The 24176-nt window shown below is 42.2% G+C and carries 24 protein-coding genes and 2 pseudogenes; 13 read left to right on the top strand and 13 right to left on the bottom strand.

The annotated features are described in order from the left end of the window. Window positions 1-42: 42 nt before the first annotated feature. From P855_RS21595 to P855_RS22420, 3 genes and pseudogenes are all read right to left on the bottom strand, one after another. On the bottom strand, window positions 43-465 hold the full coding sequence (locus tag P855_RS21595; protein ID WP_051353285.1) for a hypothetical protein: 423 nt from the start codon (window positions 463-465) through the stop codon (window positions 43-45). 287 nt (window positions 466-752) lie between these two features. Beyond that, window positions 753-1027: pseudogene (locus P855_RS21200) on the bottom strand (glutaredoxin family protein). Window positions 1028-1063: 36 nt separating this feature from the next. Continuing rightward, window positions 1064-1234: a hypothetical protein gene (locus P855_RS22420; RefSeq protein ID WP_200865967.1), complete on the bottom strand. Its 171-nt coding sequence runs from the start codon at window positions 1232-1234 to the stop codon at window positions 1064-1066. Between the two features lie 368 nt (window positions 1235-1602). On the opposite strand from P855_RS22420, the gene P855_RS0116445 reads away from it, so the two are divergent. From P855_RS0116445 to P855_RS0116435, 3 genes are all read left to right on the top strand, one after another. After that, window positions 1603-2727: an MBL fold metallo-hydrolase gene (locus tag P855_RS0116445; RefSeq protein ID WP_028784594.1), complete on the top strand. Its 1125-nt coding sequence runs from the start codon at window positions 1603-1605 to the stop codon at window positions 2725-2727. A gap of 163 nt (window positions 2728-2890) precedes the next feature. Further along, on the top strand, window positions 2891-3127 hold the full coding sequence (locus P855_RS0116440) for an SHOCT domain-containing protein (protein ID WP_028784593.1): 237 nt from the start codon (window positions 2891-2893) through the stop codon (window positions 3125-3127). Between the two features lie 20 nt (window positions 3128-3147). Further along, window positions 3148-5295 (top strand): heavy metal translocating P-type ATPase, encoded by a 2148-nt coding sequence (locus P855_RS0116435; RefSeq protein WP_037986379.1) that lies wholly within the window; start codon window positions 3148-3150, stop codon window positions 5293-5295. A 268-nt stretch (window positions 5296-5563) separates the two neighbouring features. Here the strand turns inward: P855_RS0116435 and P855_RS0116430 are convergent, their stop codons facing one another. Further along, window positions 5564-5893 carry a four-helix bundle copper-binding protein gene (locus P855_RS0116430; protein WP_028784591.1) on the bottom strand — a complete coding sequence of 110 codons (330 nt, stop codon included), beginning with the start codon at window positions 5891-5893 and terminating at the stop codon, window positions 5564-5566. Window positions 5894-5985: 92 nt separating this feature from the next. Next, window positions 5986-7110, bottom strand: a complete 1125-nt coding sequence (locus P855_RS0116425; RefSeq protein WP_028784590.1) for a cytochrome D1 domain-containing protein — start codon at window positions 7108-7110, stop codon at window positions 5986-5988. Between the two features lie 276 nt (window positions 7111-7386). Here P855_RS0116425 and P855_RS0116420 point away from each other — a divergent pair, with 276 nt between their 5' ends. Continuing rightward, window positions 7387-8277, top strand: coding sequence for a plastocyanin/azurin family copper-binding protein (locus P855_RS0116420; protein WP_028784589.1), 891 nt, complete (start codon window positions 7387-7389; stop codon window positions 8275-8277). A 168-nt stretch (window positions 8278-8445) separates the two neighbouring features. On the opposite strand, the gene P855_RS0116415 is transcribed toward P855_RS0116420, so the two are convergent. Continuing rightward, a complete protein-coding gene (locus tag P855_RS0116415) occupies window positions 8446-9756 on the bottom strand; it encodes an APC family permease (protein WP_028784588.1) in 1311 nt (436 codons plus the stop codon). A 383-nt stretch (window positions 9757-10139) separates the two neighbouring features. Between P855_RS0116415 and P855_RS21195 the strand changes: the two genes are divergently transcribed. Continuing rightward, on the top strand, window positions 10140-11672 hold the full coding sequence (locus tag P855_RS21195; protein WP_051353284.1) for a multicopper oxidase family protein: 1533 nt from the start codon (window positions 10140-10142) through the stop codon (window positions 11670-11672). A gap of 160 nt (window positions 11673-11832) precedes the next feature. On the opposite strand, the gene P855_RS0116405 is transcribed toward P855_RS21195, so the two are convergent. Together P855_RS0116405 and P855_RS0116400 are read right to left on the bottom strand one after the other, a co-directional pair. Then, window positions 11833-12450 carry a class I SAM-dependent methyltransferase gene (locus P855_RS0116405; protein ID WP_028784587.1) on the bottom strand — a complete coding sequence of 206 codons (618 nt, stop codon included), beginning with the start codon at window positions 12448-12450 and terminating at the stop codon, window positions 11833-11835. A 45-nt stretch (window positions 12451-12495) separates the two neighbouring features. Further along, a complete protein-coding gene (locus tag P855_RS0116400) occupies window positions 12496-13488 on the bottom strand; it encodes a F510_1955 family glycosylhydrolase (protein ID WP_028784586.1) in 993 nt (330 codons plus the stop codon). A gap of 238 nt (window positions 13489-13726) precedes the next feature. Here P855_RS0116400 and P855_RS0116395 point away from each other — a divergent pair, with 238 nt between their 5' ends. The 6 genes from P855_RS0116395 to lgt all read left to right on the top strand — a co-directional run bounded on the left by P855_RS0116395 (window position 13727) and on the right by lgt (window position 19725). After that, a complete protein-coding gene (locus P855_RS0116395) occupies window positions 13727-14458 on the top strand; it encodes a sulfite exporter TauE/SafE family protein (protein ID WP_028784585.1) in 732 nt (243 codons plus the stop codon). A 28-nt stretch (window positions 14459-14486) separates the two neighbouring features. Next, window positions 14487-15896: a sensor histidine kinase gene (locus tag P855_RS0116390; RefSeq protein ID WP_028784584.1), complete on the top strand. Its 1410-nt coding sequence runs from the start codon at window positions 14487-14489 to the stop codon at window positions 15894-15896. Then, window positions 15871-16548, top strand: a complete 678-nt coding sequence (locus P855_RS0116385) for a response regulator transcription factor (RefSeq protein WP_028784583.1) — start codon at window positions 15871-15873, stop codon at window positions 16546-16548. The genes P855_RS0116390 and P855_RS0116385 overlap by 26 nt, the downstream gene beginning before the upstream one ends. A gap of 339 nt (window positions 16549-16887) precedes the next feature. Then, on the top strand, window positions 16888-17988 hold the full coding sequence (locus P855_RS0116380; protein WP_084315740.1) for a multicopper oxidase family protein: 1101 nt from the start codon (window positions 16888-16890) through the stop codon (window positions 17986-17988). 175 nt (window positions 17989-18163) lie between these two features. Beyond that, a complete protein-coding gene (locus P855_RS21190; RefSeq protein ID WP_084315739.1) occupies window positions 18164-18685 on the top strand; it encodes a potassium channel family protein in 522 nt (173 codons plus the stop codon). 227 nt (window positions 18686-18912) lie between these two features. Next, window positions 18913-19725: a prolipoprotein diacylglyceryl transferase gene (gene lgt, locus P855_RS0116370; protein WP_028784581.1), complete on the top strand. Its 813-nt coding sequence runs from the start codon at window positions 18913-18915 to the stop codon at window positions 19723-19725. An 84-nt stretch (window positions 19726-19809) separates the two neighbouring features. On the opposite strand, the gene P855_RS21590 is transcribed toward lgt, so the two are convergent. Together P855_RS21590 and P855_RS0116360 are read right to left on the bottom strand one after the other, a co-directional pair. Beyond that, window positions 19810-20121, bottom strand: coding sequence for a hypothetical protein (locus P855_RS21590; protein ID WP_051353283.1), 312 nt, complete (start codon window positions 20119-20121; stop codon window positions 19810-19812). A gap of 86 nt (window positions 20122-20207) precedes the next feature. After that, the gene (locus P855_RS0116360; RefSeq protein WP_028784580.1) at window positions 20208-20867 is read right to left on the bottom strand and encodes a DUF4396 domain-containing protein; all 660 of its coding nucleotides are present in this window, start codon (window positions 20865-20867) and stop codon (window positions 20208-20210) included. Between the two features lie 189 nt (window positions 20868-21056). Between P855_RS0116360 and P855_RS21890 the strand changes: the two genes are divergently transcribed. Next, window positions 21057-21371, top strand: coding sequence for a four-helix bundle copper-binding protein (locus tag P855_RS21890; RefSeq protein ID WP_084315764.1), 315 nt, complete (start codon window positions 21057-21059; stop codon window positions 21369-21371). 280 nt (window positions 21372-21651) lie between these two features. Here P855_RS21890 and P855_RS0116355 read toward each other — a convergent pair whose 3' ends face one another. Then, complete coding sequence (locus P855_RS0116355) at window positions 21652-22362, bottom strand: cytochrome c biogenesis CcdA family protein (protein ID WP_028784579.1); 711 nt, start codon at window positions 22360-22362, stop codon at window positions 21652-21654. Next, complete coding sequence (resA, locus tag P855_RS0116350) at window positions 22355-22906, bottom strand: thiol-disulfide oxidoreductase ResA (protein ID WP_028784578.1); 552 nt, start codon at window positions 22904-22906, stop codon at window positions 22355-22357. Before resA ends, P855_RS0116355 begins: the two co-directional genes overlap by 8 nt. A 543-nt stretch (window positions 22907-23449) precedes the next feature. On the opposite strand from resA, the pseudogene P855_RS22570 reads away from it, so the two are divergent. Beyond that, window positions 23450-23524: pseudogene (locus P855_RS22570) on the top strand (YjcZ family sporulation protein); the annotation flags it as partial. Between the two features lie 253 nt (window positions 23525-23777). Here the strand turns inward: P855_RS22570 and P855_RS0116340 are convergent. Next, complete coding sequence (locus P855_RS0116340; protein WP_028784577.1) at window positions 23778-24158, bottom strand: cupredoxin domain-containing protein; 381 nt, start codon at window positions 24156-24158, stop codon at window positions 23778-23780. Window positions 24159-24176 lie beyond the last annotated feature (18 nt).

Here is a 24176-nt window from a genome sequence, read left to right as displayed (position 1 = left end):
AACTGGAGGTTGTTTTTTCATAACACCCTCCAGTTTTTTTATTTACCAAGTAAAGTACTGCGCTGTTGTAACCATCACAGCAACTAAAAAGAAAACTATTCCAGCGAAAGTTATAAAAGCGTTCCGGGTTTCTTTATTTTGCAGTTTTTTATATTCTTTGTAGGTGATCTCTTTTTTGGCAAATTTTAAACCGTTCGGATTAGGGGCGATCGGATAAAAGGCACCGTCCTCGCCCTTTAATGTTACTTTAGTTATCACTGCGTAGACACCGTCTGTTTCCCTAGCATAATTACTTTCGGCCCTATTTGCATTCACCAATTCATATAGGGAGTTTTTTTGTATTTCTTCATAGTATTTATATGCTTCCTGTTCGATAAAGTTAGTAGATATACAAATGATAATCACCGCTTCCGCTAGTAAGTTAATTCGGCAGATTATAGTGCCATCCCTTTTGTATTGCACCATACCTTTTAACTTTTGGTTGTTTTTTGCACTAATGCAACTTTATTTATATCATATGAATGCTTTTCATTATTGCCAATCCTATTGGATTAAGACAGGTTGTCTTTTTATACGGACTTGCACAGATATATGACTTCGTTTGGTCACCCATAACGGGCCCGAACCTGCGGAATGTGCAGGCAACCTTTTTTATAATAACAATGTGGTTAGGTCTGCTTAAAGATACCAATTATGACTCAATCATATAAATATTCCTCCTCCATCTAATATATGGAGGAGGAAATGACGGTTTACTTCATGCTTAGCAAAGTTTTGATTTCATCTTTATTTTCTTCAAAACCAATAAAGCTTTTTACCAGCTTTCTTTTTCTGCCTTATAAAAGGCGAACAGGGGAACAATCCGGTTACCAGAAATCTGTTTCATCTCACTTTCCAGACCCGGTCTCTCATCAACATCTTTATCCTGAAAAGGGATACCTTCTGATTCCAGATAATGTTTCGCCTCCTGACAGTCGGAACAGGTCTGTCTTGTATAAAGTTCAAGCTTAAGTTTGTTTTCGCTCATTTCAACACCCCCTCTTGCTCAATCATTCGGTTATACTCAATCGCCTTCATTCCCCGACCATAACGATTTTCCTTCTTCTTGCAGTTTCTTCACCTCGGACGCTTTATCTTCTGGCAATTCCTCGCATAACACACGGTCGATTCCTACCTGTCGAGTGTCCAGACAACTCGCATGACTTCCAATTCTAATTCGGTGATTTTCATCCATGATTCTGATATCCCTCCGTCTATTTCCATTACACTTGTAATCGTTTTTGTGTATAGGTTGCGCTTATCACATCTTCCGCTTTTCGCAGAACTCATGTTTAACGAAATACCTTATCGGGGTATGGTGTCAAATAGTTGAAAGGAGGACATTCTTATTTTTAATTTATCCAGTACATTTCATGAAAAGAAGAGTATAAAGCCATTGGAGTATTAAACGGGATGGAAAACAAATACTATATTAGAAAGTTGCAAGCTTAGGAAGATAACCATTGCTCAACGCACTTAATTTAGTTAATCTTCTTGTTTGACTGTATCGTACGTTCAGTCCAGACAGGAAGATATATTCAAAATTTTAATGGAGGGATTATTATGGCTTTACAACCGATTACCGTTAGTGAACTTGCTAAAAAAATACTCGCAAACGAAGATGTATTCCTGTTGGATATTCGCAAAGAAGAAGACTATAATGATTGGTCTATCCAAGGGCGGAATGTTAATAGTATGAATATTCCATTTAAACAGTTGGAAAACGAAACGGAAGACATAAAAAAACAGCTCCCTGAAAATCAAACGATCTATGTGGTGTGCGCAAAAGGAATCTCTTCTCAAAAAGGTGTAGAAATTTTAGAAGAGGCAGGAGTTAATGATATCACTTACCTTGAGGGTGGAATGACAGCCTGGAGCGAACACATTGAACCAATGAAAATAGGCGATCTATCAAACGGCGGGGAACTTTATCAATTTATCAGGATCGGGAAAGGCTGTCTTTCTTACATGGTCATGACAAATGGAGAAGCAGCTGTTATCGATCCGGTAAGGATGACTGATGCCTATAAAAACTTTGCAGAAGAAAAGGATACAGCCATTAAATATGTTTTAGACACGCACCTTCATGCGGATCATATTTCAGGTGGTAAGAAATTAGCGGAGCAAACGGATGCTGAATATTATTTCCCACCTAAGGATGATGAAGGGTTGACCTTTAACTATAGTAAGCTGGAAGACGGAACAACAATCACCGTTGGAGGGTCTGTGGAGATCAATGCTTTTTATTCTCCTGGGCATACGATCGGGAGTACAAGCTTTATCCTAGACAACAAATACCTGATGACGGGAGACATTTTATTCATTGATTCCATTGGACGGCCAGACCTTGCAGGGAAAGCAGAAGATTGGGTAGATGACCTTCGTCAGACCTTATATGGTCGTTATGAAGACTTATCGCAAAACTTCATTGTTCTTCCTGCTCATTTTGGAGAAATGAAAGAAATTAATGATGATGGTACCGTACAAGACAAGCTGGAAAACATCTATCAAAAAAATGACCGCTTGCAGGTAGAGGATGAAGAAAAATTCAGGCACCTTGTGACGGATAATCTACCACCACAGCCAAATAGTCACGAAGAAATCAGAAAGACCAATATGGGAAAGAATAACCCAGAAGAAGATGAACGGAGAGAAATGGAAGTAGGACCAAACCGGTGTGCCGTCTAATTTTATGGTTGAGAAGAAGAATAACGGGGTCCAATCCGTATTCAGGTTGGACCTCCTTCTATTAGTACTCACACGTATGCACTTCTTCTTTTATAAGAGAACAATGGAGAAGATTGGTTAATATAAGAAGATTAAAGCAACTGAAAAAGGAGTGAACGAAGGTATGAACGGTGGCATGAGCGGTGGAATGGGAGGTGGATTTTTCGGTTTCGGTTTTATCGGTATCATCATTATGTTGGCGATTATTGCAATCCTTGTATGGATGATGAAGCCGAGTTCAAATGGTAAACCAAAGAATCCTTCCAGTAATAAGTCAATTGATACATTGAAGGAAAGATTAGCAAGAGGTGAAATTTCTGAAGAAGAATATGACCGGATGAAACGTAAACTGAATGAATAAAAAGCGAAAGGTGGATCATGATGGCTGAAGATAAGCAAGACCAGAATACCACTCGTAATCATGAAGGCCATAATAAGGGTCATCATGAAGATTATAAACATAGCGACCACAGCCAAGAGCATGAACATCATGAAGACCATGATCAAAACAATCATGGCAACCATGAACACCAAGGTCATGAGCATGGTAATCATGGTGGCCATGAACATCATGGGCATGAAGGGCACGACCATGGGGATATGGTAGCTGATTTCAAAAAGCGTTTTTACATTTCGTTATTACTGACGGTCCCGATTTTGATACTATCTCCTATGATACAAGGTTTTTTAGGAGTGGATTGGAGATTTCCGTTTGATCAATGGATCTTATTCGGTCTTTCCACCATTGTTTTTTTCTATGGCGGTTGGCCATTCCTGACTGGCGGTATCAGTGAACTGAAACAAAAGAACCCGGGCATGATGACATTAATTGGATTAGCGATCTTTGTAGCTTATGGTTACAGCTCGCTTGTCGTCTTTGGATGGAGCGGAAAGAATTTCTTCTGGGAATTGGCTACCCTGATCGACATCATGCTCCTGGGCCACTGGATTGAAATGCGTTCAATCATGGGAGCTTCCAACGCGCTGGAAGAACTGGTCAAATTGATGCCCAATGAAGCTCACCGGGTCAAGAAGGATGGTGAAACCGAAGATGTACCAGTAACAGAGTTGAATACTGGTGACCGTGTTCTTGTCAAACCAGGGGAAAAAATTCCCGTAGATGGTATCATTACCGAAGGAAAGTCAGCCATCGATGAATCGATGCTCACTGGGGAATCTATGCCGGTCGAAAAAAAGGTCGATGAAGAAGTCATCGGTGGTGCGGTTAACCAGGAAGGCTCTCTCACTATTGAAGTAAAGAAAACGGGTGACGATACCTATCTTTCCCAGGTCATCACCTTGGTAAAAGAGGCTCAGGAGTCCAAGTCCAAAGCCCAGGACCTGGCGAACCGGGCGGCAAAATGGTTGTTCTATATCGCATTGACCGCAGGGTTTGGCACCTTGTTCATCTGGCTTTCACTAGGTTACGCATTCGATGTGGCATTAGAGCGGATGGTAACCGTCATGGTAATCACTTGTCCGCACGCCCTGGGACTGGCTGCGCCATTAGTAGTAGCTGTTTCGACTTCCATTTCCGCTAAGAAAGGACTGCTGATCAGAAACCGAACCAATTTTGAGGGTGCACGTAACTTGAATGCGGTAGTATTTGATAAAACTGGCACCCTCACCAAAGGGGAATTCGGTGTAACTGACATCATTCCGGAAGGTTCTCATAATGAAGAGGAAGTTTTACTCTGGGCTGCGAGCGCCGAACAAAACTCGGAACACCCACTTGCAGAGGGTGTGCTTCATAAAGCTCAGGAAAGGGAATTGAAGCTGAAAGAAGTATCCGATTTTGAGTCGATGACAGGAAAAGGATTGAAAGGAACGGTGGAAGGAAAAGAAGTGCTGGTTGTGAGCCCCGGCTATGTGAATGAGCGTTCCTTCGAATATGACAAAGAAGAATTCACTGCTCTTTCCGAAAAAGGGAAAACAGTCGTCTTTGTGCTCGTGAATGAAGAACTGGTTGGTATGATTGCACTAGCAGATATGGTCCGCGACTCTGCGAAAGATGCGGTTGCCAAACTGAAGGAAATGGATATCCACCCGATTATGCTGACGGGGGATAATCAAAAGGTCGCTGATTGGGTAGCAGAGCAAATAGGAATCGAAGAGGTCTATGCAGAAGTTCTGCCTCATAATAAGTCGGATCAAATAAAAAAAATCCAGCAGAAAGGCTGGAAAGTGGCTATGACAGGGGATGGTGTCAATGACGCGCCGGCCCTTGCGACCGCCGACTTAGGGATCGCCATCGGAAGTGGAACCGATGTAGCGATGGAAACGGCGGATGTCGTATTAGTGAAAAGCAATCCTCAGGATGTTGTCAGTGTCATGGATTTATCCAAGAAAACGTACCGTAAAATGATTCAAAACCTATGGTGGGCAGCAGGGTATAATATAGTTGCCATCCCACTTGCAGCTGGCGCGTTAGCATCCATTGGTTTAATATTGAGCCCGGCTGTCGGAGCAGTACTGATGAGCCTTAGCACCGTCATTGTCGCTATTAATGCTAAACTTCTAAAAGCTTGATTAGAATAGAGGGGAAGAACCCTCTATTCTTTTTTTATACTTTAAGAAAGTTTAACTTTGTTAAATGATTAAGTATAAAAAAACTAAGGCTTTCGCCATAAGCTCTTGGCGACAAGCCAAGTATTTCTAATGGAGTTAATAGTGATATAAGCAGACCTGATATTTTCTATCAAAAAAGGAACACCCCAAATATGTATTGGAGTGTTCCTTTTTATAGGAATCATGTACTTAACTTAGCAAAGCCCGAGTTTTTTCGTGAAGAACAATATTAAGATACTAATTTTTCACATTCATCGGCACATTTGCGGCAAGCTTCTGCGCATTTCTGGCAATGGTCATGATTATGCTTCCCGCATTCTTCTCCACAATCACGGCATGCTTTTGCACATAATTGGGCAAGTTCATTTACAAACGGAGTATCACGAGTCAGGGATTGCTCAAAAAAGGCACAAATGTCAGCACACTCTCGATCCAATCGGATACACTCGGCCATCTCCTTAACGTTTTCTTCCTGCAGACACGAAATAAAACAATGATTACATGCCTCCATACATTCATGTAAGGCCTCAATTACACTGGCATACTTTTCATGACTCATTAATAATACCTCCTTTTATTATCTTACATAGACTACATAACCTTTAAGGTGATGAATGAAACTAGTTCAGTGATATAGAATGAACCTATTTTTTAAGGCATGATACTGATTCCATTCGGAATAGAGCCAACTTCAATAGTTTTAATGACTTTATTTTTTTCGTTTTGGATAACAGAAACCGTATCCTCGAACATGTTTGTCACATAGATATATCGGTCATCCGGGCTTATCACGACACCATGCGTTCCTTTTCCTGTCTGTATGGTTGCTATTGCTTCTCCTGTGGAGAGGTCGATTTTTGTCACTGAATCAGCTGGAGCATTTTCCGAACCCTGATTCGCGATAAAAGCGTATTGATCATTGGATTGGATGTACACCTGGGCCGGCCCCTCACCGACTTCCGTCTTAATGATTTCATCAGTTTCCAGGTCCACAATAGCAACTTTATTTTCTGTATGAAGGGTGGTGACAAGTGTCTTACCATCGGAAGTTATAGCTGTCGTAACCGGGGCACCCCCTACTTGGATCCGCTTTTCCTCCTTCATGGTTTTCAAATCTATGATACTGATAGTGTTCTCTCCCATGTTAGCTACATACGCAATAGAACCTTCGCTTGCAATACGGAATCCGTGCGGTCCTTTCCCCGTGTCAACCGTGTCGACTACTTGATAATTAGATGTGTCAATTATAGATACTGTATTGCTTTCATTATTGGTTACCAAAGCATATCGTTGATCCCCTGTGAAATCAATATGAGCCGGGTGGCTGCCAACCTCTACTTTTTCAATCCAACGATCCTCCTCCAAATCATAAAACATAGCCACCCCGTTCATCCCATCATTCTCGTGAGTATCAGCCTTCGTATCCGAATGTTTATCTTCTCCCTCAGTTGTATTGTCATGGCCCTCCCCGCCAGGAATAACCGTCATACCAAGGGTTTTGCCATCCGGAGAAACTTGCACATTGTGGACCGTTCCGTCTACGGATAGCGAATCCACTACCGTATTGTCAGTAGCATCAATTTTTGTGACACTCCCTCCCTCGTCAGCTGTAAAGTAAAAACGTCTCTTTCCCTTTCCTGCTACCTCCTGGTTTTCACTTGCTTTCACTGTATTCTGTTCGCTTGCTTCATCACTCGGTGTGGAAGTACCACAGCCTCCTAAAATAATGATGAATAGAACCAAACCCGAAAGTATTCCAAGCATGTTTTTTTTCATGACTGATTCCTCCTTGCTAATTTGAATTCATCATAAAAGAACACACGCTCATTTGGGTGTGAGAAATCGCACTACTGCAAAATTTCAATAGTAAATACGTACAATTTCGTGAACCTGCACACTATGTGCATAAATTCTATTTATAATAATTTCTTCTGTTTATTTATCCATCGCCTCTGTGTTTATCCCCCACTGGGGTATGTCTATCTATTTATACTTATTTACTACAAGTAGACATATAGTGTTGTAACAGGACAAGGCGAAAGGGGTATGAAGATGGGGATTTCGTTGTACATGTTGTTATTTGCGTTGCTGTCACTATGCTTGTTAACGATAAAGAAGATTCATCATAATAAAGAGGATATTTCCCGAATGACCGGAATGATGACAGCCATGACACTAGGGATGGGAGTAGGGCTGATTGCTGGTGTGGTTTTCGGCATACTTCTGGTCGGTAACCTGTTCTCATCCACAATATGGGGAATGGGTGCAGGGATCATAATCGGCTTATTTGCTGGTTTGCCATTAAGTGTAGTAGCCATATTAGACGGGATGCTGTCGGGGCTAATGGGAGGGATGATGGGAGCCATGCTTGGAGAAATGATACCAAGTGATTATCGGGAGGCCATGGTGAAAATCCTTTTTCTTTTCTTTGTGGCAGTCTTCTCCTTGCTTCTCCAGCTTATTCATTTGGAACGGCGTCAGGAAAATGAACCCCTTCCCAACTATCCGCTGCTAGCCATGGGTCTGTTTGTGTTGTTTTCTGTCATTTTCCACCAGTTCGGGCCAATGTTTCCTGACCCTCTTCTGTTAGATCAGGAACATTCCCTTCCTGCTAAAGAGGAAAACAAGGTAACCATCCAAACAAAAGATTTCAGTTTTGGCCCTTCTAACGTCACCCTTCGTTCGGGAGAGAAAGTGATCCTGACGTTAGAAAACCAAGGTGAAGTTGATCATGACCTGGAAATTATAGGCCTTACTACAACCGAGTCCCATGCTAATGACCCGGCGCATGAACATGGAACCGAAAATCTCCATTTGCATGCCTCACCGGGGGAACAAGCAACAATTGCATTCATACCTGCTGAAAGCGGCATATATCAGTTTGTATGTACATTGCCTAGACACGAAGAGGCGGGAATGGTTGGTACTTTCACCATTTCATAAACAATAAAGGAAACAAATTTTACGAAGCTCGAATGCCATTCAACTTAATACCAATCTCTCAAAGCACTCGCTCACTTTTCATTTAATTTATCAAAAATAAGCTGAAGGCATAAAAGCCTTCAGCTTATTCAGTAGTAAGCTCATATGGATAAGATCCCGTAACATAAATCAATGATGTTTTTCTTCGTCATTAACATTTTGAAGGAAAACATGCTCGCCAATAAAAATGACAATGATAAACAAAAGGGAAACTGCTACTATCAACCAGTCATGAACAATCTTTACCCAGATGAACGCCACCAAAACAATGGCATCGAGAATAATAGCTGTCAACACAATACCATTGTTCGCTTGAACTTTGTTACGTAAATGTTTGAACACTCCCCAATGGACGATCATATCCATCACAAGATATAAAATCGCTCCGACAGAAGCAATTCTGCTCAAATCGAAAACAACAGCCAGTACCATCGCTAGTACGACGGTGTAAACCAATGTATGCCTTTGGATACGCCCCGGCATTCCAAAATGGCTATGCGGGATAAGCTTCATATCTGTCAACATGGCAAGCATTCGAGAAACAGCGAAAACACTTGCTATAATGCCGGAAATCGTTGCTATGATGGCAATACCTACGGTGAACCACAGGCCATAACTTCCGAACGCCGGTCTAGCTGCTTCAGCCAAAGAGTAATCTTTCGCTTCAATGATGTCGTTTAATGGGAGGTTGCTGGAAACGGCCCAGGCTACCAATAAATAAACAATCAAGCTGATGGATATGGAAGCTACTATAGCTCTGCCTACATTTTTCTTAGGCTTGACAATCTCAGAACCACTATTGGTGATCGTCGTGAACCCTTTAAAAGATAAAATCGTTAAAGCGACCGCAGCTACCATGCTGGGGATGGTAGAATCCGCCGTCCCGCTCCCCCCTTCAGCAGGTGTAATGGAAAACCCGGCTACCCATAGTCCTCCCATGGCAAAAATGACTAATCCTAGTATCTTGAGAAGAGAGACTATTGAAGTGAACGTTTGAATAAATCTGTTGCCTGATATGTTTACAAGGAAAGCAAAAACTAATAAACCGACCCCTAACACAGGTACAAGGAAACTGGAATCATCAATGTTAAAAATCTGAAGGGTATAGGTCCCGAAAGTACGGGCTACCAGGCTCTGATTTATTACCATTGACACGGCCATCAGCATCGCTGCGGAGGCCGTTATGGTTCCTTTGCCATAAGCTTTTACAAGGAACATTCCTATTCCACCTGCAGAAGGATATTCGTTACTCATCTTTACATAGGAATAAGCACTAAACCCTGTAACAATCCCGCCAATAATAAACATAACAGGAAACCATGTTCCTGCCAGCTCAGCAACTTGTCCCAACAATGCAAATATCCCTGCACTGATCATCACACCTGTCCCCAGGCCTATCGCACCTATAAGGGAGAGGCTGTTCTTTTTGTATTGCCCCATTGTTCTCACCCCAAAAGTTATATTTCTTATCCTTTTCCCCTTTAATTGTGCAGTTTTTATGCAATTGAAAATAATTACTATAAAAACACACAAATAGGCGAAGTTTACTATATGTACCTACATCATAAGAGAGAATGCTGCAAGTAAGAAATATTCAACGGCTTTTGTTCAATCCTAGTCTAAACTAAAACGATCAGCCTTATTCTACGAGAGTTTTTGGGATAGTTGGAATCATTAAAGAACTCTTCGCTTACAACGATACGGGGAGTGAAAAATGACCTTATTCTGCTACACTTTCATATTTTCTTTACATCATCTGCACAATACCTGCAATATTTTGGGGTATACATAACAGGGTATAAAAATTATGGGGTGAAGCAAAGATGAACAGAAAAATTATCGGATCAATCATGATCATCATTCTTTTAGGAATCGGGGTAGTTATGTTTTTTAACTCTCCTCTTTATAACAACAATAACACTCAATCCTTACCAGATGGAGTGACCGAAGGGGAAGGTACGAGTATTATGGAAGTGGGAAATCAGGAAGCGGGAGACCGCCCGGTCAAAACGTTCAACCTCACAGCCCAGGAGACAGAATGGGAAATAGGCAATGGAGAGACCGTGAATGCATGGACCTATAACGGGACCGTACCTGGGGAACCGTTGCGCGTAACTGAAGGGGAATACGTGCGAATCAATTTAAAAAATGAGTTGGAAGTCCCGGTTACCATTCACTGGCATGGTGTATTGCTACCTAATAAAATGGATGGGGTGCCAGGGCTGACGCAGAATTCGGTCCAGCCAGGTGAGTCATTCACCTACGAGTATATCGCTGATGATGCAGGTACGTACTGGTATCATTCCCACCAGCACAGCTCCAAACAGGTAGATAAAGGTTTGTACGGGTCTCTGGTTATTGAAGAAAAAGAAAAAGAGTATGAACAGGATGAATTCTTCATCCTCGACGAATGGGCTGTCAATCAAGAGAAAAGAGACCTATCCAATATGGGGGGGATGATGATGGGAGGCATGTCTGGTGACGGTGAAGCAGATACGAAGCAAATGTACGATACCTTCACCGTAAATGGAAAGACTGGCGAAGCTATTGAACCGCTTGTGATGGAAGAAGGGGAAACAGCTCGACTACGTTTCGTGAACGCGGGTTTCCAGCAACACCAATTGGTTTTCCCGAAAGGTTCCATGAAAGTGATCGCCAATGATGCCGAAAAAGTCAATGGCGAACAAGGTTCCACGAATGTAATGGAAATTGCACCAGGAGAACGGATTGACGTAGAATTTACCAAACAGACAAGGGATGCAGCAGTCATCGCACAAAAAACAGATGTAGAAAATGCAGAAGATATGAGAATTCCAGTAGTTACAAAAGAAAATGCAGATAATCCGACGTCTGATATGGATGTCGCGGCAAGCACGGATATAGCGAACGGGGTTTCTTATGGCAGTGAAAAATTACTTTTTGAAGAAACGCCGGATCCTGATGTTACCTACAATATGGATTTGAGCATGGGAATGAATATGGGACAGGGAATGGCCTTTCAAATCAATAATGAGATTTTTCCCGACACCCCTCCCATTCAAGTAAAAGAAGGGGATATCGTAAAGGTGAACATTACGAATTCCGGGCGCATGAATCACCCGATGCACCTGCATGGCCACCGATTCCAGGTTGCTTCTAAAAATGGCAGTGCTTATGAGAACCCGATCGTCAAAGACTTGATTCATGTGAAGCCTGGAGAAGAATATACGATTTATTTTGAAGCAAACAACAAGGGAGAATGGCTGTTCCACTGTCATGATAATAACCATGCAGATCGCGGCATGGTAACGATCGTCGATTATCAGGGTGTATATTCCCCGTTTGAAATCGGCGAAAAATATGACAACCAGCCTTGATCGTTAACAAAAAGCTGAGCCGTTCACAGTGGGTGTGAACGGCTCAGCTTTTATTGATCAACCATTACCTATAGTATAAGTTTTTGAAAACAACTAGTTTACTTTGACTTTTGATTTTTGGTGAAACAGCGCACGGTTTCCACTCATGTACTTCATCCATTCACTTTTTTTTAGGCGAAAGAATCAATCTTCTCATAATCGAAGACATCAGGAATTCCTCATTTTCCACTCTCATCCCTGCCTGCCTAATATTATCCATAGTCTTGCGGTTGATATTTGCCCCGACAATATGCAAACCGATTGGATTCAAAAAATCCATTACTTTCCCTCTAAGTTCATGATCACTCCGCATATGCTCCAACATAATGATTCTCCCTGACGGTTTTGTGACCCGGCGGATTTCTTTGAAGCCCTGTACTGGGTCAGGTACAGAACAAAAAACACAGGTAGAAACAACCGTGTCAAACGTATTATCAGGAAAGTCCATCTGTTGGGCATCCATTTCCATCAGCTCCACATGCTGAGGCAGCTTGTCAGCTTTTTCTCTCGCTTTTTGAAGCATTCCGGGGCTGAAATCAATTCCTGTCACCTCCACATCAAGAGGGTAGTGCTTAAGGTTTGAGCCTGTTCCGACACCTACTTCCAATACGTTTCCATTCACATGTTTCATCAGGTCTTCCCGCCATTTTTCACGGATCATCCGATCCATCAAGTCGAATACACCGGAAATCCTGTTATACCTTTGCTTGATGGTTTCGGTCTGGTTATTTTTCTCCATAGAGGTCTCCCCTTATTTTATTAGCTGATGAGAGAAAAACCAAAATTACTCAGCGACTGCTGTGCCTTGCTTAATAATTTGCTGCCAGTTTTCCCCGTTATCTTTCGTGATATAAGCAGCTTCCTTCTCCCCATCGCTGGCTAGTAGCGTAATTTCTGCTTCGTTCGCAGGATTCTTCGCTAGATACAAGATGGCTTGATTCGTTAATTCAGGAAGCTCCACCGTTTCAGAGGAGCGGTTTTCTAGATTCATGATTGCTAAATTGGATTCCCCATCATACGTAGCGTAATACAACCTGTCCCCTTCGAAATATACAGCAGTACCTTGAACGTTCTCTTTGACAGGTTCAAAGGTCTTTCCCGCATCTTCACTTAGATAGACCCCGGTTTCGTTTGATACTGCAACTATATTTTCATCGGTCGGATGAACGGCAATGGCAAATGGGGAATTGTTCAATCCCTCTGCTTCCACCGCATCCCATGATGTTCCATCATCGAAACTTCGGTAAAACCCGGCATCTAGCTCCGAGTTCGGCTGCATATTCAATAGATAAATGGCGTGGTTTTCATAACCAACCCCTATCGTATGAAAATCGCTTTCTCCTTCAAATCCCAAATTTTCCAGACTCCTCCCACCATCCGTACTTTTCTTAAGCCCTAACGGATTCGGCAAATCGGAATCTTTTCCGGGATGGCCTGATGTATAGAAACCCTCATCTACAGCTGTAAAACCCATGTAGTCGTTGTTTTGGCCTGTTGTCTCCATCCACTTGCCATCTTTATAAAATTTAAGCCCGGTATGGGAAGCGAATGCGATTCCGTTTTCCTGTTGCAAGTATCCCACACCATGGATATGGTCGGTAGACCCTTCAAACGGCTGAAGGAAATCTGAAGTATTAGAAGGCGAATCACTTGACTCGTTTGACTTGGTTGTTTCCGATTGACCGCTATCCTCTGTCTTTGTCTCCTCTTCATTTTGGCTACACCCAGCGATAATGACGCCCACACTGAGCAAAGTGATAAGTAATAACTTGTTCATCTAAAGCAACTCCTCTATAAAATGTCTGTTCACCATTATATCCTATTTTTATGGAGATTTTGTGAAGGTTACACAATCTATTCATAAATGCATAAAGGTTCCGACTTATATTCCATCTACGAGAAAATACACCTTCCCCACCGATTCTCCCCTGGTGGGAAGGTGAAACGGAAAAACTGCACGTTTTCTGCAAAAATAACTATTACTCTAGTAGTGTCATGAAAAGGAGGCAAAGACTATGTACGAAGTGTTGAATTGGCTCAGCAGAGTAGTGATGGAGCCGGTGATACAACTCTCCTACAGCGTACAGGAATGGCCGTTGTTTTATGCCATGGTTCTCGGTCTTGTAGGAGCTGCTGCTCCCTGTCAGTTGACAGGGAACATAGGAGCGATGACACTTTATGGTTCCCGGTCGTTCCGTGAAAAAATCCCTTGGCTGCATATCTGGATGTTCATTATAGGCAAGCTGGTCGTATTTTCATTATTAGGGTTGATATTCTGGCTGTTAGGTAAAGATGTCTTCCAGCAGCTCCAATCGATGTTCCCATGGTTGAGAAAAGCCATCGGCCCATTGCTGGTCATTATTGGGGCATACTTGGTGGGAGTGATAAAGTTTAACAAGACCGTGACTTTATTTAAAGTACCGGAGCGGTTATCCTCCCAGCAATCCCCATGGGGCAGTTTCTTTCTTGGATCTAGTTTTACACTGGCATTTTGCCCCACCATGTTCGTTTTGTTTTTCCTTACGTTGATGCCAATTGTCGTAGCAACCCCTTATGGTGCAGTCATGCCGATGGTATTCGGGATTGGGACGTCGATTCCTTTGTTGTTATTCATCGGACTGATTGCTTATTTCGGGCTGAGTGGCAACCTCATGAAGAAAGGACGCCGCGCCGGGACCATCGTCCAGCGTACTGCAGGTATGCTTTTGATTATTATCGGAGTGCTGGACACGTTGACATATTGGTAGATACAGAAAGAAATCGAGGTTTGATATCATGTTCAATAAACTATCATGGAAAGTAGCGTCCTTATTTTTTCTTTTCATTGCGATTGTGGAGATTTTACTCTTTTCCGTCCTGTATACCAACCTGGTGACCAGTCAGGTCGATGAAGTTTTAGAAGGGTTACTCGCACGTGGAAGCAGTCACCGGGACGTGCTTGAAAAAAACTTTGATGATATCACGTTGCAGCATGTAGCTCTCATGGAAACAGAAGCAGTCACCGATGTGGTTATCACCGGAAGCGATGGAGAAGTGCTATCAAAATCGACTACTGTTAGTGAAGAAATTGTTCGGCTGATTGAAAATAACAGAACTGCTGATATCGCCCATGAAGGCAGGATTATCGAGGACCGGTGGAGAATTGCCCCCTATATTGCGACACGATCACCGATTGTCATTGACGGGCAACGAATGGGAAATGTCTTTATGTTCTCCCCATCTGATGTCGTCCAGCGTGTCGTGACAGAATTGACCCGGCAGTTTGTCATTATAGGGCTGTTCACCATTTTATTAACCATCATCACGATATTTATATTGTCGCGCTTCTTAACTTTCCCGCTGCTCCATATGAAACAAGTGACCGAACGCATGAGCGCTGGAGAAACGAACATTTCGCTTGAAACTATCAACCGGAAAGATGAGTTAGGTAATCTGGCTATCTCCATTCAGACACTTGCGCGTGACCTGGACCATTTGAAGCGCGAACGGAACGATTTCCTCGCCAATATTGCCCACGAATTACGGACCCCGCTCACCTATATCAAAGGGTATGCGGACATAGCCGGTCGCACGAATTTATCGCAGGAAGAACGGTACCATTATTTAACGATTTTAAAAGAGGAAACGGAACAATTGACGTTGCTGGTAAAGAATTTATTTGCATTAGCCAGGATGGATCAGAATCAATTTGCTATTATGCCAGAGCAAGTAAAATTATGTGGTTATTTGGAGAAGGTGGTCAGCCGATTGAGCCCTGTTTTCGAAGAGAAACAAATCCAACTGCATTTGGATTGTCCGGTGGATGTAACAGCCTATGTGGATCCCGAGCGTTTTCAGCAAATTATTCTCAATTTGCTTGATAACGCATTGAAACACTCACCACCGGAGACGAAGATACAAGTAGTTGCCAGATCGCAGCATCCCGGTGCAGAAGTGAAGATTATCGATGAAGGAAGCGGGATCCCGGAAGAAGAACTCCCGTATATATTTGATCGTCTCTACAGGGTAGATAAATCTCGTTCGAGATCAAGTGGAGGATCCGGGTTAGGACTGGCAATTGTTAAGGAAATCGTTCGCCTGCATGAAGGTCATATACACGTGGAAAGCAGCCTCGATGAAGGGACGACTTTTACCATTGCTCTTCCAGGAGGAGATACAGATGATCAAAACGTTAATAGTCGATGACGAACAACGGATGCTTGACTTGATAGCTTTATACCTAAAGCCGGAAGGCTTTCACTGTGAGCAAGCGACATCCGGAAAGGAAGCGATCAAACAGGTAAGACACACCACTTACGACGTCATCCTGTTAGATATCATGATGCCGGAGATGAGTGGCTGGGAGGTTTGTAAGTCTATACGGGAAACCTCCGAGGTACCTGTCATCATGATTACCGCACGGGAACAAAAAGAGGATATCGTCAAAGGGCTGAAGCTTGGAGCAGATGATTATGTTACAAAACCTTTTGATGGGGATGAACTGATAGCACGAATAAAGGCGGTGTTAAGAAGAACAGGTAAGAGGGATCGTATTGAAATCGATGGACTTGCCTGGGATGGGGTCAACCATGAACTTACCTACCATGAGGAACCCATCAAACTGACCCCGAAAGAATTCGCCATCATCGGCTATGTGATGAAGCGCCCTAATCGTGTCTATAACCGCGATCAATTGATCGAGTTGATTTGGGGACTTGATTCGGAGACAGAAGGACGTACCATTGATTCCCATGTGCGGAATATGCGGGAAAAAGTCAGGGGGTCCGGATTCCCGATCGATGATTACTTTCAAACGGTGTGGGGCATCGGTTACAAGTGGGTGCAGCCTCGATCATAAAATAGAAATCTTGATAGTAATCTGGTTCATTTAATAAATATAGTTTAATTAGTTGAAACGCTTGGATGAAAATAACATTCAAGCGTTTTTTGCATACGTAAGCTGATAGCTATTGGATGATATCATTCATTTTTAGTACTCCCTGTGCCATGCTCAACCGACGAATTCTATTCCGTAGCGGTCCTATAAAAGGATTCGATTACAAAACTTCTCTTTGATATATTGCCCAATTTGTCATGATGTCACAAAATCATCACATATATTCTGGAAATAATGCACAATTTCTCAATAAATACCTGCTAAATTTAAAGAACTAAAACTTATTAAAGGGAGAGTACTATGAAAAGAAAATGGATTATAACTTTAGTTGCCTTAGCCGCGATAGGTTCTACATTTATATACCAGCAATTGACACTGGCTTCGACATCCGATACCGGTGTAACTGCACCAGCATCCAAATCAGCTCCAATCGAATCGCCAGGAGTAGAAACTTTGCACGGCGAAGAGGAAGACGGAGTCAAACGTTTTGAATTGACAGCTGAGCCGGTGACACAGACATTCACCAGTGGCTATCAGGGAAAGGCATGGGGATACAATGGCAGTACGCCGGGTCCGACACTGGTCGCGGAAGAAGGCGATAAGGTTGAAATTACGGTGACGAACAACCTCCCAGAAGCAACATCTGTCCACTGGCATGGCTTGAAGGTTCCGAATGACATGGATGGTGTAACCTCTATCCAGGATACACCGACCATCGAACCTGGCGAATCCTTTACTTATACCTTCACACTCGAACAGTCTGGTACCTATATGTATCACTCGCACACCAATGTTTCCAAACAGGAATTAATGGGACTAGGAGGAGCTTTCGTCATCCAGCCGAAAAAACAGAATCAACAAGTGGACAGGGACATCGTCATGATGCTTCAGGAATGGACACTTGAAGGTGCTGGAGGCCATGGCGATATGGAAATGGCTATGCCATCTTCCGATAAAGAAGCAAATGATGAAGAACATTCAGAAAAGGAAGGAATGACGGCAAAAGCAAGCGATGATTCGGGCGCCTACGAAATTAATCCGATGGGGATGGAACCGAATACATTCACGATCAACGGAAAATCTTATCCAGATACAGAACCGATTCAGGTAAAAAGAGGGGAAACTGTACGCTTGAGATTTACTAACCTCAGCGGAAATTCTCATCCCATGCACATGCATGGGGATGACTTTAAAGTGGTGGCTGCTGATGGCAACCGTATTGATGCATCCGCACAGCTTACCAAGAACACCATCAATGTGGCTGCAGGGGAAACCTGGGATGTTGAATTCACTGCAGAAAACGTAGGTAAATGGCCAATCCATTGTCATAAACCCCATCACACCATGAATGCAAATGGTGACACGGGCGGCATGTTTACGGTAATAGAAGTTGTAGAATAATCCCTTAAGCTTAAATAAGCTGTTGAGGCTTTCTCAACAGCTTATTTTATTTAAAAGGAAGATAAAGCACCTCTATTCGTGACGGAAGTATATCCCTAAAACCCCAAAAACCAAAATAACCTCCGAGGAAGTAATGAATGATAGATGCTCTACAAAAACATAGAAAGGTGATAATATGGCTAATTTCTTATTCGGTGCAACTATTGTATTTATCGCTGCCAATCTTGTCTACTTCTTTACGAACAAAACCTACCGGAAAAGCAAGTTCAGTACAGCTTTATTTTTAAAGTTATTCTTTGTACTAACGGGGGTCCTGGTAGGGTTTGCCTTCCTCTATTACGTACTTTCTTTAAATGAAGTAGTTCTGGTGGAAAATATCAAGTCGAGAAAGCCGGTTGACCCTACCTTTCTAAACCTTTTATACTTTAGCGGGGTTACCCTGCTAACAATCGGATACGGGGATATAGTACCTATTGGAGTAGCTCGTTTCTTTGCTGTGCTTGAATCAAGTATTGGAGTTCTTTTGCCTACAGCCTATTTTATGAAAGCACTCGTTTCTTCAAACCGCTCAGACGACGACAGTAAAGAGCGAACTCAATCGATGCTTGGTACTCTTTTCCTTCAGCAATCTTGTAGAGGTATACGAAGAGAATGCACATCAGGACGCTGGACTTACGATACTTGTGTATTATCTTAATGCAAGCTTCCCTTATCCATTCTTTTATACCCTGCAACTAACAGGCAAGAATACTTAAAGATTACATGGCTAAATCTATGATGGAATGGTTCCAAGTGCACATATTTAATCAAAGGTTGTCATAAAACCGTCAAATGTGACGTAAAGATATGCACGGTTTCTTCACAAAATCTTGCTAATATAAATCATGGGAAACACCCTACTCTACAATGGAAGGGATAGACGTCATGGAATCTTCAATACAACCACTTAGTCGTATAGCGATTGAATTCGGCCCTATTACCATTTATTGGTATGGTATCATCATTGCTCTTGGTGCACTATTGGGGTATCTCATCACCATTAAGGAATGTGAACGCGTCGGGATCAATAAAGATCATTTCACAGACCTGCTGGTATACGCTATACCGGTTTCCATATTATCTGCACGAATATATTACGTCGCTTTTGAATGGGAACGATATAAAGACCAGCCTGGAAATATCATTGCGATATGGGAAGGCGGAATCGCCATCCATGGCGCATTAATCGGCGCCATTTTGACGGCCTACTTTTATACGAAGAAGAAAAAGATCCCTTTCTGGAAAATGGCCGATGTTGCAGCGCCTGGACTGCTTGTTGGACAGGCGATTGGCAGATGGGGAAACTTTATGAATCAGGAGGCACATGGCGGTCCTGTGACTAGAAGCTTCCTTGAGAATCTCTGGCTTCCGGATTGGATCATCAACCAGATGTACATTAGTGGTACCTATTACCATCCGACATTCCTATATGAATCTTTATGGAATATAACCGGGTTAATCGTGTTGCTGGTACTAAGGCGAAAGGTCAAGATTAAGCGCGGAGAATTGTTTCTTAGTTATGTGATATGGTATTCGTTCGGGAGATTTTTCATTGAAGGGATGCGGACGGATAGCCTGATGCTGGCCCCATCGCTTCGTGTTGCCCAGTTATTATCCGTTTTCCTCATTGTGATGAGCTTGATTGTATGGTGGTACCGCAGAAAACGTTACAAATCTTTGCCGCCATACGGAGAGTAATAGCTTCAGCAAGCATGAGCCTTTTATAAAGATATTTGCATGAAAAAAGCTGGCCCGGAATCCGAGCCAGCTTTTGTAGTAGCGTTAGTTACTCTTATTCATTTCTTTAAAATTCGCGCTAGGTGCTGCTCCATTTGTGCCGTGCATGGATTGGTACATGTTTTTGATTTCTTCCTTAGTCCATTCCGGATGCATGTTTTCCATCAACTTCTTCGCCTGCCCAAAATTAATGACAGCATTTGAATTAAGCATCTCTTGATGCATTTCATCCATTTCCATCATTTGTTCACTTCCTTCTGCAGGCATTTCCATCTCGTCGCTTGCAGCCTGTACACCAGAAACACCGCCGGCTACTATAAACCCCATAGACAATGCTCCAATAATGAATGATTTCATATCTATCAGCTCCTTTTCATGATAATTTCATCATAAAGTTAAACTATCAAGAATTCATCGAGAAAGTATGAAGGTTTAATGACAAGTCACATTTCTTCTTTGATCCCCCGCTTCACCAACCACCAATTGGCCGGGTAACTTGTGAAGAAGCCCAGGATCAAGGCTATTTGCATCATGAACCAGTAGCTCGGTTCATGCGGTTTAGGTGGATTGGGGGCAAAAATGATAAAGTGGACAAGCGCCATCCATCCGAACATCCCCACTTCAAATGCGATGAGAGCTAAAGAGTCTGCCTTGATTGCATCTTTGAAATTTTGAAATACTCCTTTTTCCTTGTTCATTGGATAAATCGCATAAAATTGAAAGAAAATCCCGAATAGGTATGCCAGGATAAATTCAACGGTAAAGTCGGCAAATATCGTAGCTCCTGCAATTGTCATCCCTGTAATCGCAACAATAGGAATCCCTATGATATCCCCAATGGCACAACCCGATGAGCAGTGGCTAGTTGATACAAATACTTTTGCCGGCCACTTTCTATTATCATCTTTCTTGATTCCTTTTGCCTTCAAACGCCCCCATTTATAATAAGCCCATAAATTAAGTGGTCCAAAAAACAAGCCATTAATGGGCCAGACAAGGTTCATCACCATCATTTGTTGTGGATGTCTAATCACATCAATGAGGATAATAAGAAAACTTAATAAACCTAACCCTAACGCTATCCATGATATAGCTGTCAACATATTTCCACCTCCTACAATAACTTATAACACAATACCCCACTACAGTATTTTGATAAACTTTATTGTTCAGAAGAAAGGTCAATTGCTTTACCAAAAATGCGTATGTAATCGTCCTATACGGGAAAAGTAAGGAAGAATAAAATAAAGGAGGAATTTAGATTGGGCGTGCTATCGACATCCTCAACAAATATGGATTCATGCATCGAAGAATGTCTTCGGTGTTTACGTGCTTGTGAGGAGTGTATAAAAGCCTGCTTACAAGAACCAGATATACAAGCAAGGGTCAAGTGTATCCAAACTTTAAATGACTGTGCAGAGATATGTGGACAAGCAACACAATATATGTCACGAAACAGTGAATTTTCTTCACAGTTATGTGGACTATGTGCAACTATTTGTGACCAGTGCGCCATGGAGTGTGAAAGCTTCCAGGATAAGCATTGTCAGGAATGTGCACAAATTTGCCGCAAATGTGCAGAAGAATGCCGGAAAATGGCAAGCTAACTAAGAAAAAATAATTGAAGAAAAATTGCTGAAATGCACAGAATCTAAACATTTGATTGTTATTCTAAATATGTTCACATAGTGAACAATCTCTAACCATGCAGGAAAGTGCAAAGTACCCCCCCTTTATGCTTGAGGACTGCAGAAGTCCTCACAATACAGCGGAAAACTCAAAGTTTTCCGCTGTATTTATTTACGAGTAGCAAGTGAAATTCATACACCCTGAGCAAAAAATAAGCTCAAAGGAAAGATATCCTCTGAGCTCATCACCTATAATTATTTAAAAACCGGTCCATCCCCCAAAAAATTGATTGGTGATGAAAGAAGTAAGACTGGTCATCCAGCCGAATAATAGGAAAACCCCCATGAATATCATGGTGTACCCGCCTATTTTTACAATTCTCCGATTATGCCGCTTAATCCATTTCATTCGTCCGATAAAAAATGCCATCGTAAAGAATGGGATAGAAAATCCCAATACATAAGCGATCATATAAACTACTGCCTGATCAGGGGCAGATACTCCAAGCGCTATGACAGCTGCAAGAATCGGCCCCGTACAAGGCGTCCACCCGGCAGCAAATGCCATCCCTACTGCACTGGATCCAATATAACCCGGGGGGCGATTTTTCAATGTAACCTTGTAATCCTTCATCAAGAAACCGGGCTTGAATACACCTAAGGTGATAAGGCCTAAAACAATAATTAATACGGCTCCAAGCTGGCGGATTAAGTCATCATAACGCATGAACCAATTCCCAATCCAGGAGGTGGAAAATCCAATGGCAATAAATATAATTGAAAATCCAAGTAAGAAAAATAATGTGTGCATCAACGGAGCTTTTTGCATCATAGCATTCTTTTGTTTGAATTCATCGACGGATATACCTGTAATATACGAGAGAAACGCCGGGTAGAGGGGCAGGCAGCACGGAGAGATGAATGATAAGAAACCTGCTCCGAATGCCAGGAAGATATTAATATCAGCCATTCGGACCGTTCCCATCACTTGGCTGGATCTGCTTCATATATCCGCGGATTTCTTCTTCCGTCATGCCTGCGGTAATCCGGTCGACCACTTTGCCGTTTTCATCAATCAAAAAAGTGACTGGAATCGGACTGATTCCATAAGCATCCATTAATTGAGAATCTTTATCTAATAAAACGGGGAAAGTCATCCCTTTTCGATCGACAAAGGCTTGTACCGTAAGCTTTGGTTCCCCCACATCCACTGCCAGCACTTCGACACCTTTATCTTTGAATTTTTGATATTGGCTTTCTATGTAAGGCATTTCTTCTTCACATGGTTTACAATAAGTCGCCCATACATTTAGAAACACGCCTTGCCCACGATAGTCACTGAGCTGAACAGTATCTCCAGACAGGGTTTCTAACCGGAAGTCCGGTGCCTGATCGCCGGCATTGACGACGTCAGCATCCTTCATAACGTTCTGATAAATGATGAATCCAATGATAAGAACAAACAGCCCCAGGATGGTTGACCGCATAATAAAACGCTTCTTCTGTTTCTTCACTGTACTTCCCTCTCTTTCTTATTCGCATACCTCTAAATTTGCGAAATTCGAAACATGGTTATGGTAACAGAAAAATATGGGGATTTTATGCAGATACTTAGTTTTTTACATGAAAATACTTTGGGCTTACCTTTTCTTTCATGTCGTTGGCCTGTAATAGCAGCATAAAACAAGTCACCCAACTACTTTTAATGGATTTGGAACTGTTCTACTGGTAAGAAAATAATATAAACCATCACTCCAACCTAACCCATAGCAAAGAAGGACATCCAGACAGTTAAAATATCGCTGCCTGGTTTGTCCTATTGCTTTAAAAGCTAATTCAAAATAATTGATACAGTCTAAAAATAACTGAGATGGATATTGGTCCATACCAATATCATTCTTGAGCATACAGTATTAGGAAAAGGAAGACAGGATAGTTCTTCCTTTTGCTATTAACTCCAAACTCCTTATAGTCAGGAGGGTTAAAATATGGGCTTTGGATATGGTGGTTTCGGTGGTTATGGCTGCGGTTATGGCTACGGGGGCTATGGTGGATACGGCTATGGACGTGGTTTTGCGTTGATTGTTGTTCTATTTATTCTTCTGATTATCGTAGGAGCTGCTTGGTTCTAAAATTGAAGGGTAAATAGTACGCATGGGAACCGGATACCGATTACCTCCTCTCGGTATCCGTAATTATTATCTTCGACTCAGCCAAAAATTCCGCTTATTTCAAACAGTTACATCCTTGAAATAGAGGTTGTTCGCACAGTCTGTCTGCAAATCCCAATATACCAATTTTCCAATAATGCTTATGGATGTACCGTTAAGTTAAAGCATTTCACAAAATTACAGACTCAAGGTGGTTTACCTATGAGCTTATCGGTTATTGGACAACAAGCGTAGATGTCATGTCACTATGGCCTTCCCCACAAGGAACACTACAATAAATGGTATATTCCCCGGGTTCCTCAGGAGTAAATGTACTCTCACCATCCCCTTGGATATTCACATCAAAATCTTCTATGGCAACCCCGTGTTGTCCCTCCTCATTCGATAAGTTTATGGTTACAGGTTCGCCGGCTTTCACAGTGTACTCGTTTTCATTGAACTGAAAATTTGTTGCTATAATGTCCAGCTTTTCACCGGATGCCTCTTCCTCTGTACTTTCCTGTTGGTTGTCTTCCGCCCCATTTTCATTTCCTCCACAAGCAGCGAGTATAACTAAGAGACTTACCAAAACAATCGAACCTAAAAACTTTTTCATTACTCATTCCCTCCCATA

The organism is Thalassobacillus devorans MSP14 (genome assembly GCF_000496835.1).
Taxonomy (GTDB): Bacteria; Bacillota; Bacilli; order Bacillales; family Halobacillaceae; genus Thalassobacillus; species Thalassobacillus devorans_B.
The sequence above is the reverse complement of the archived record's forward strand: the minus strand, read 5'-3'. Positions and strand labels throughout refer to the sequence as shown.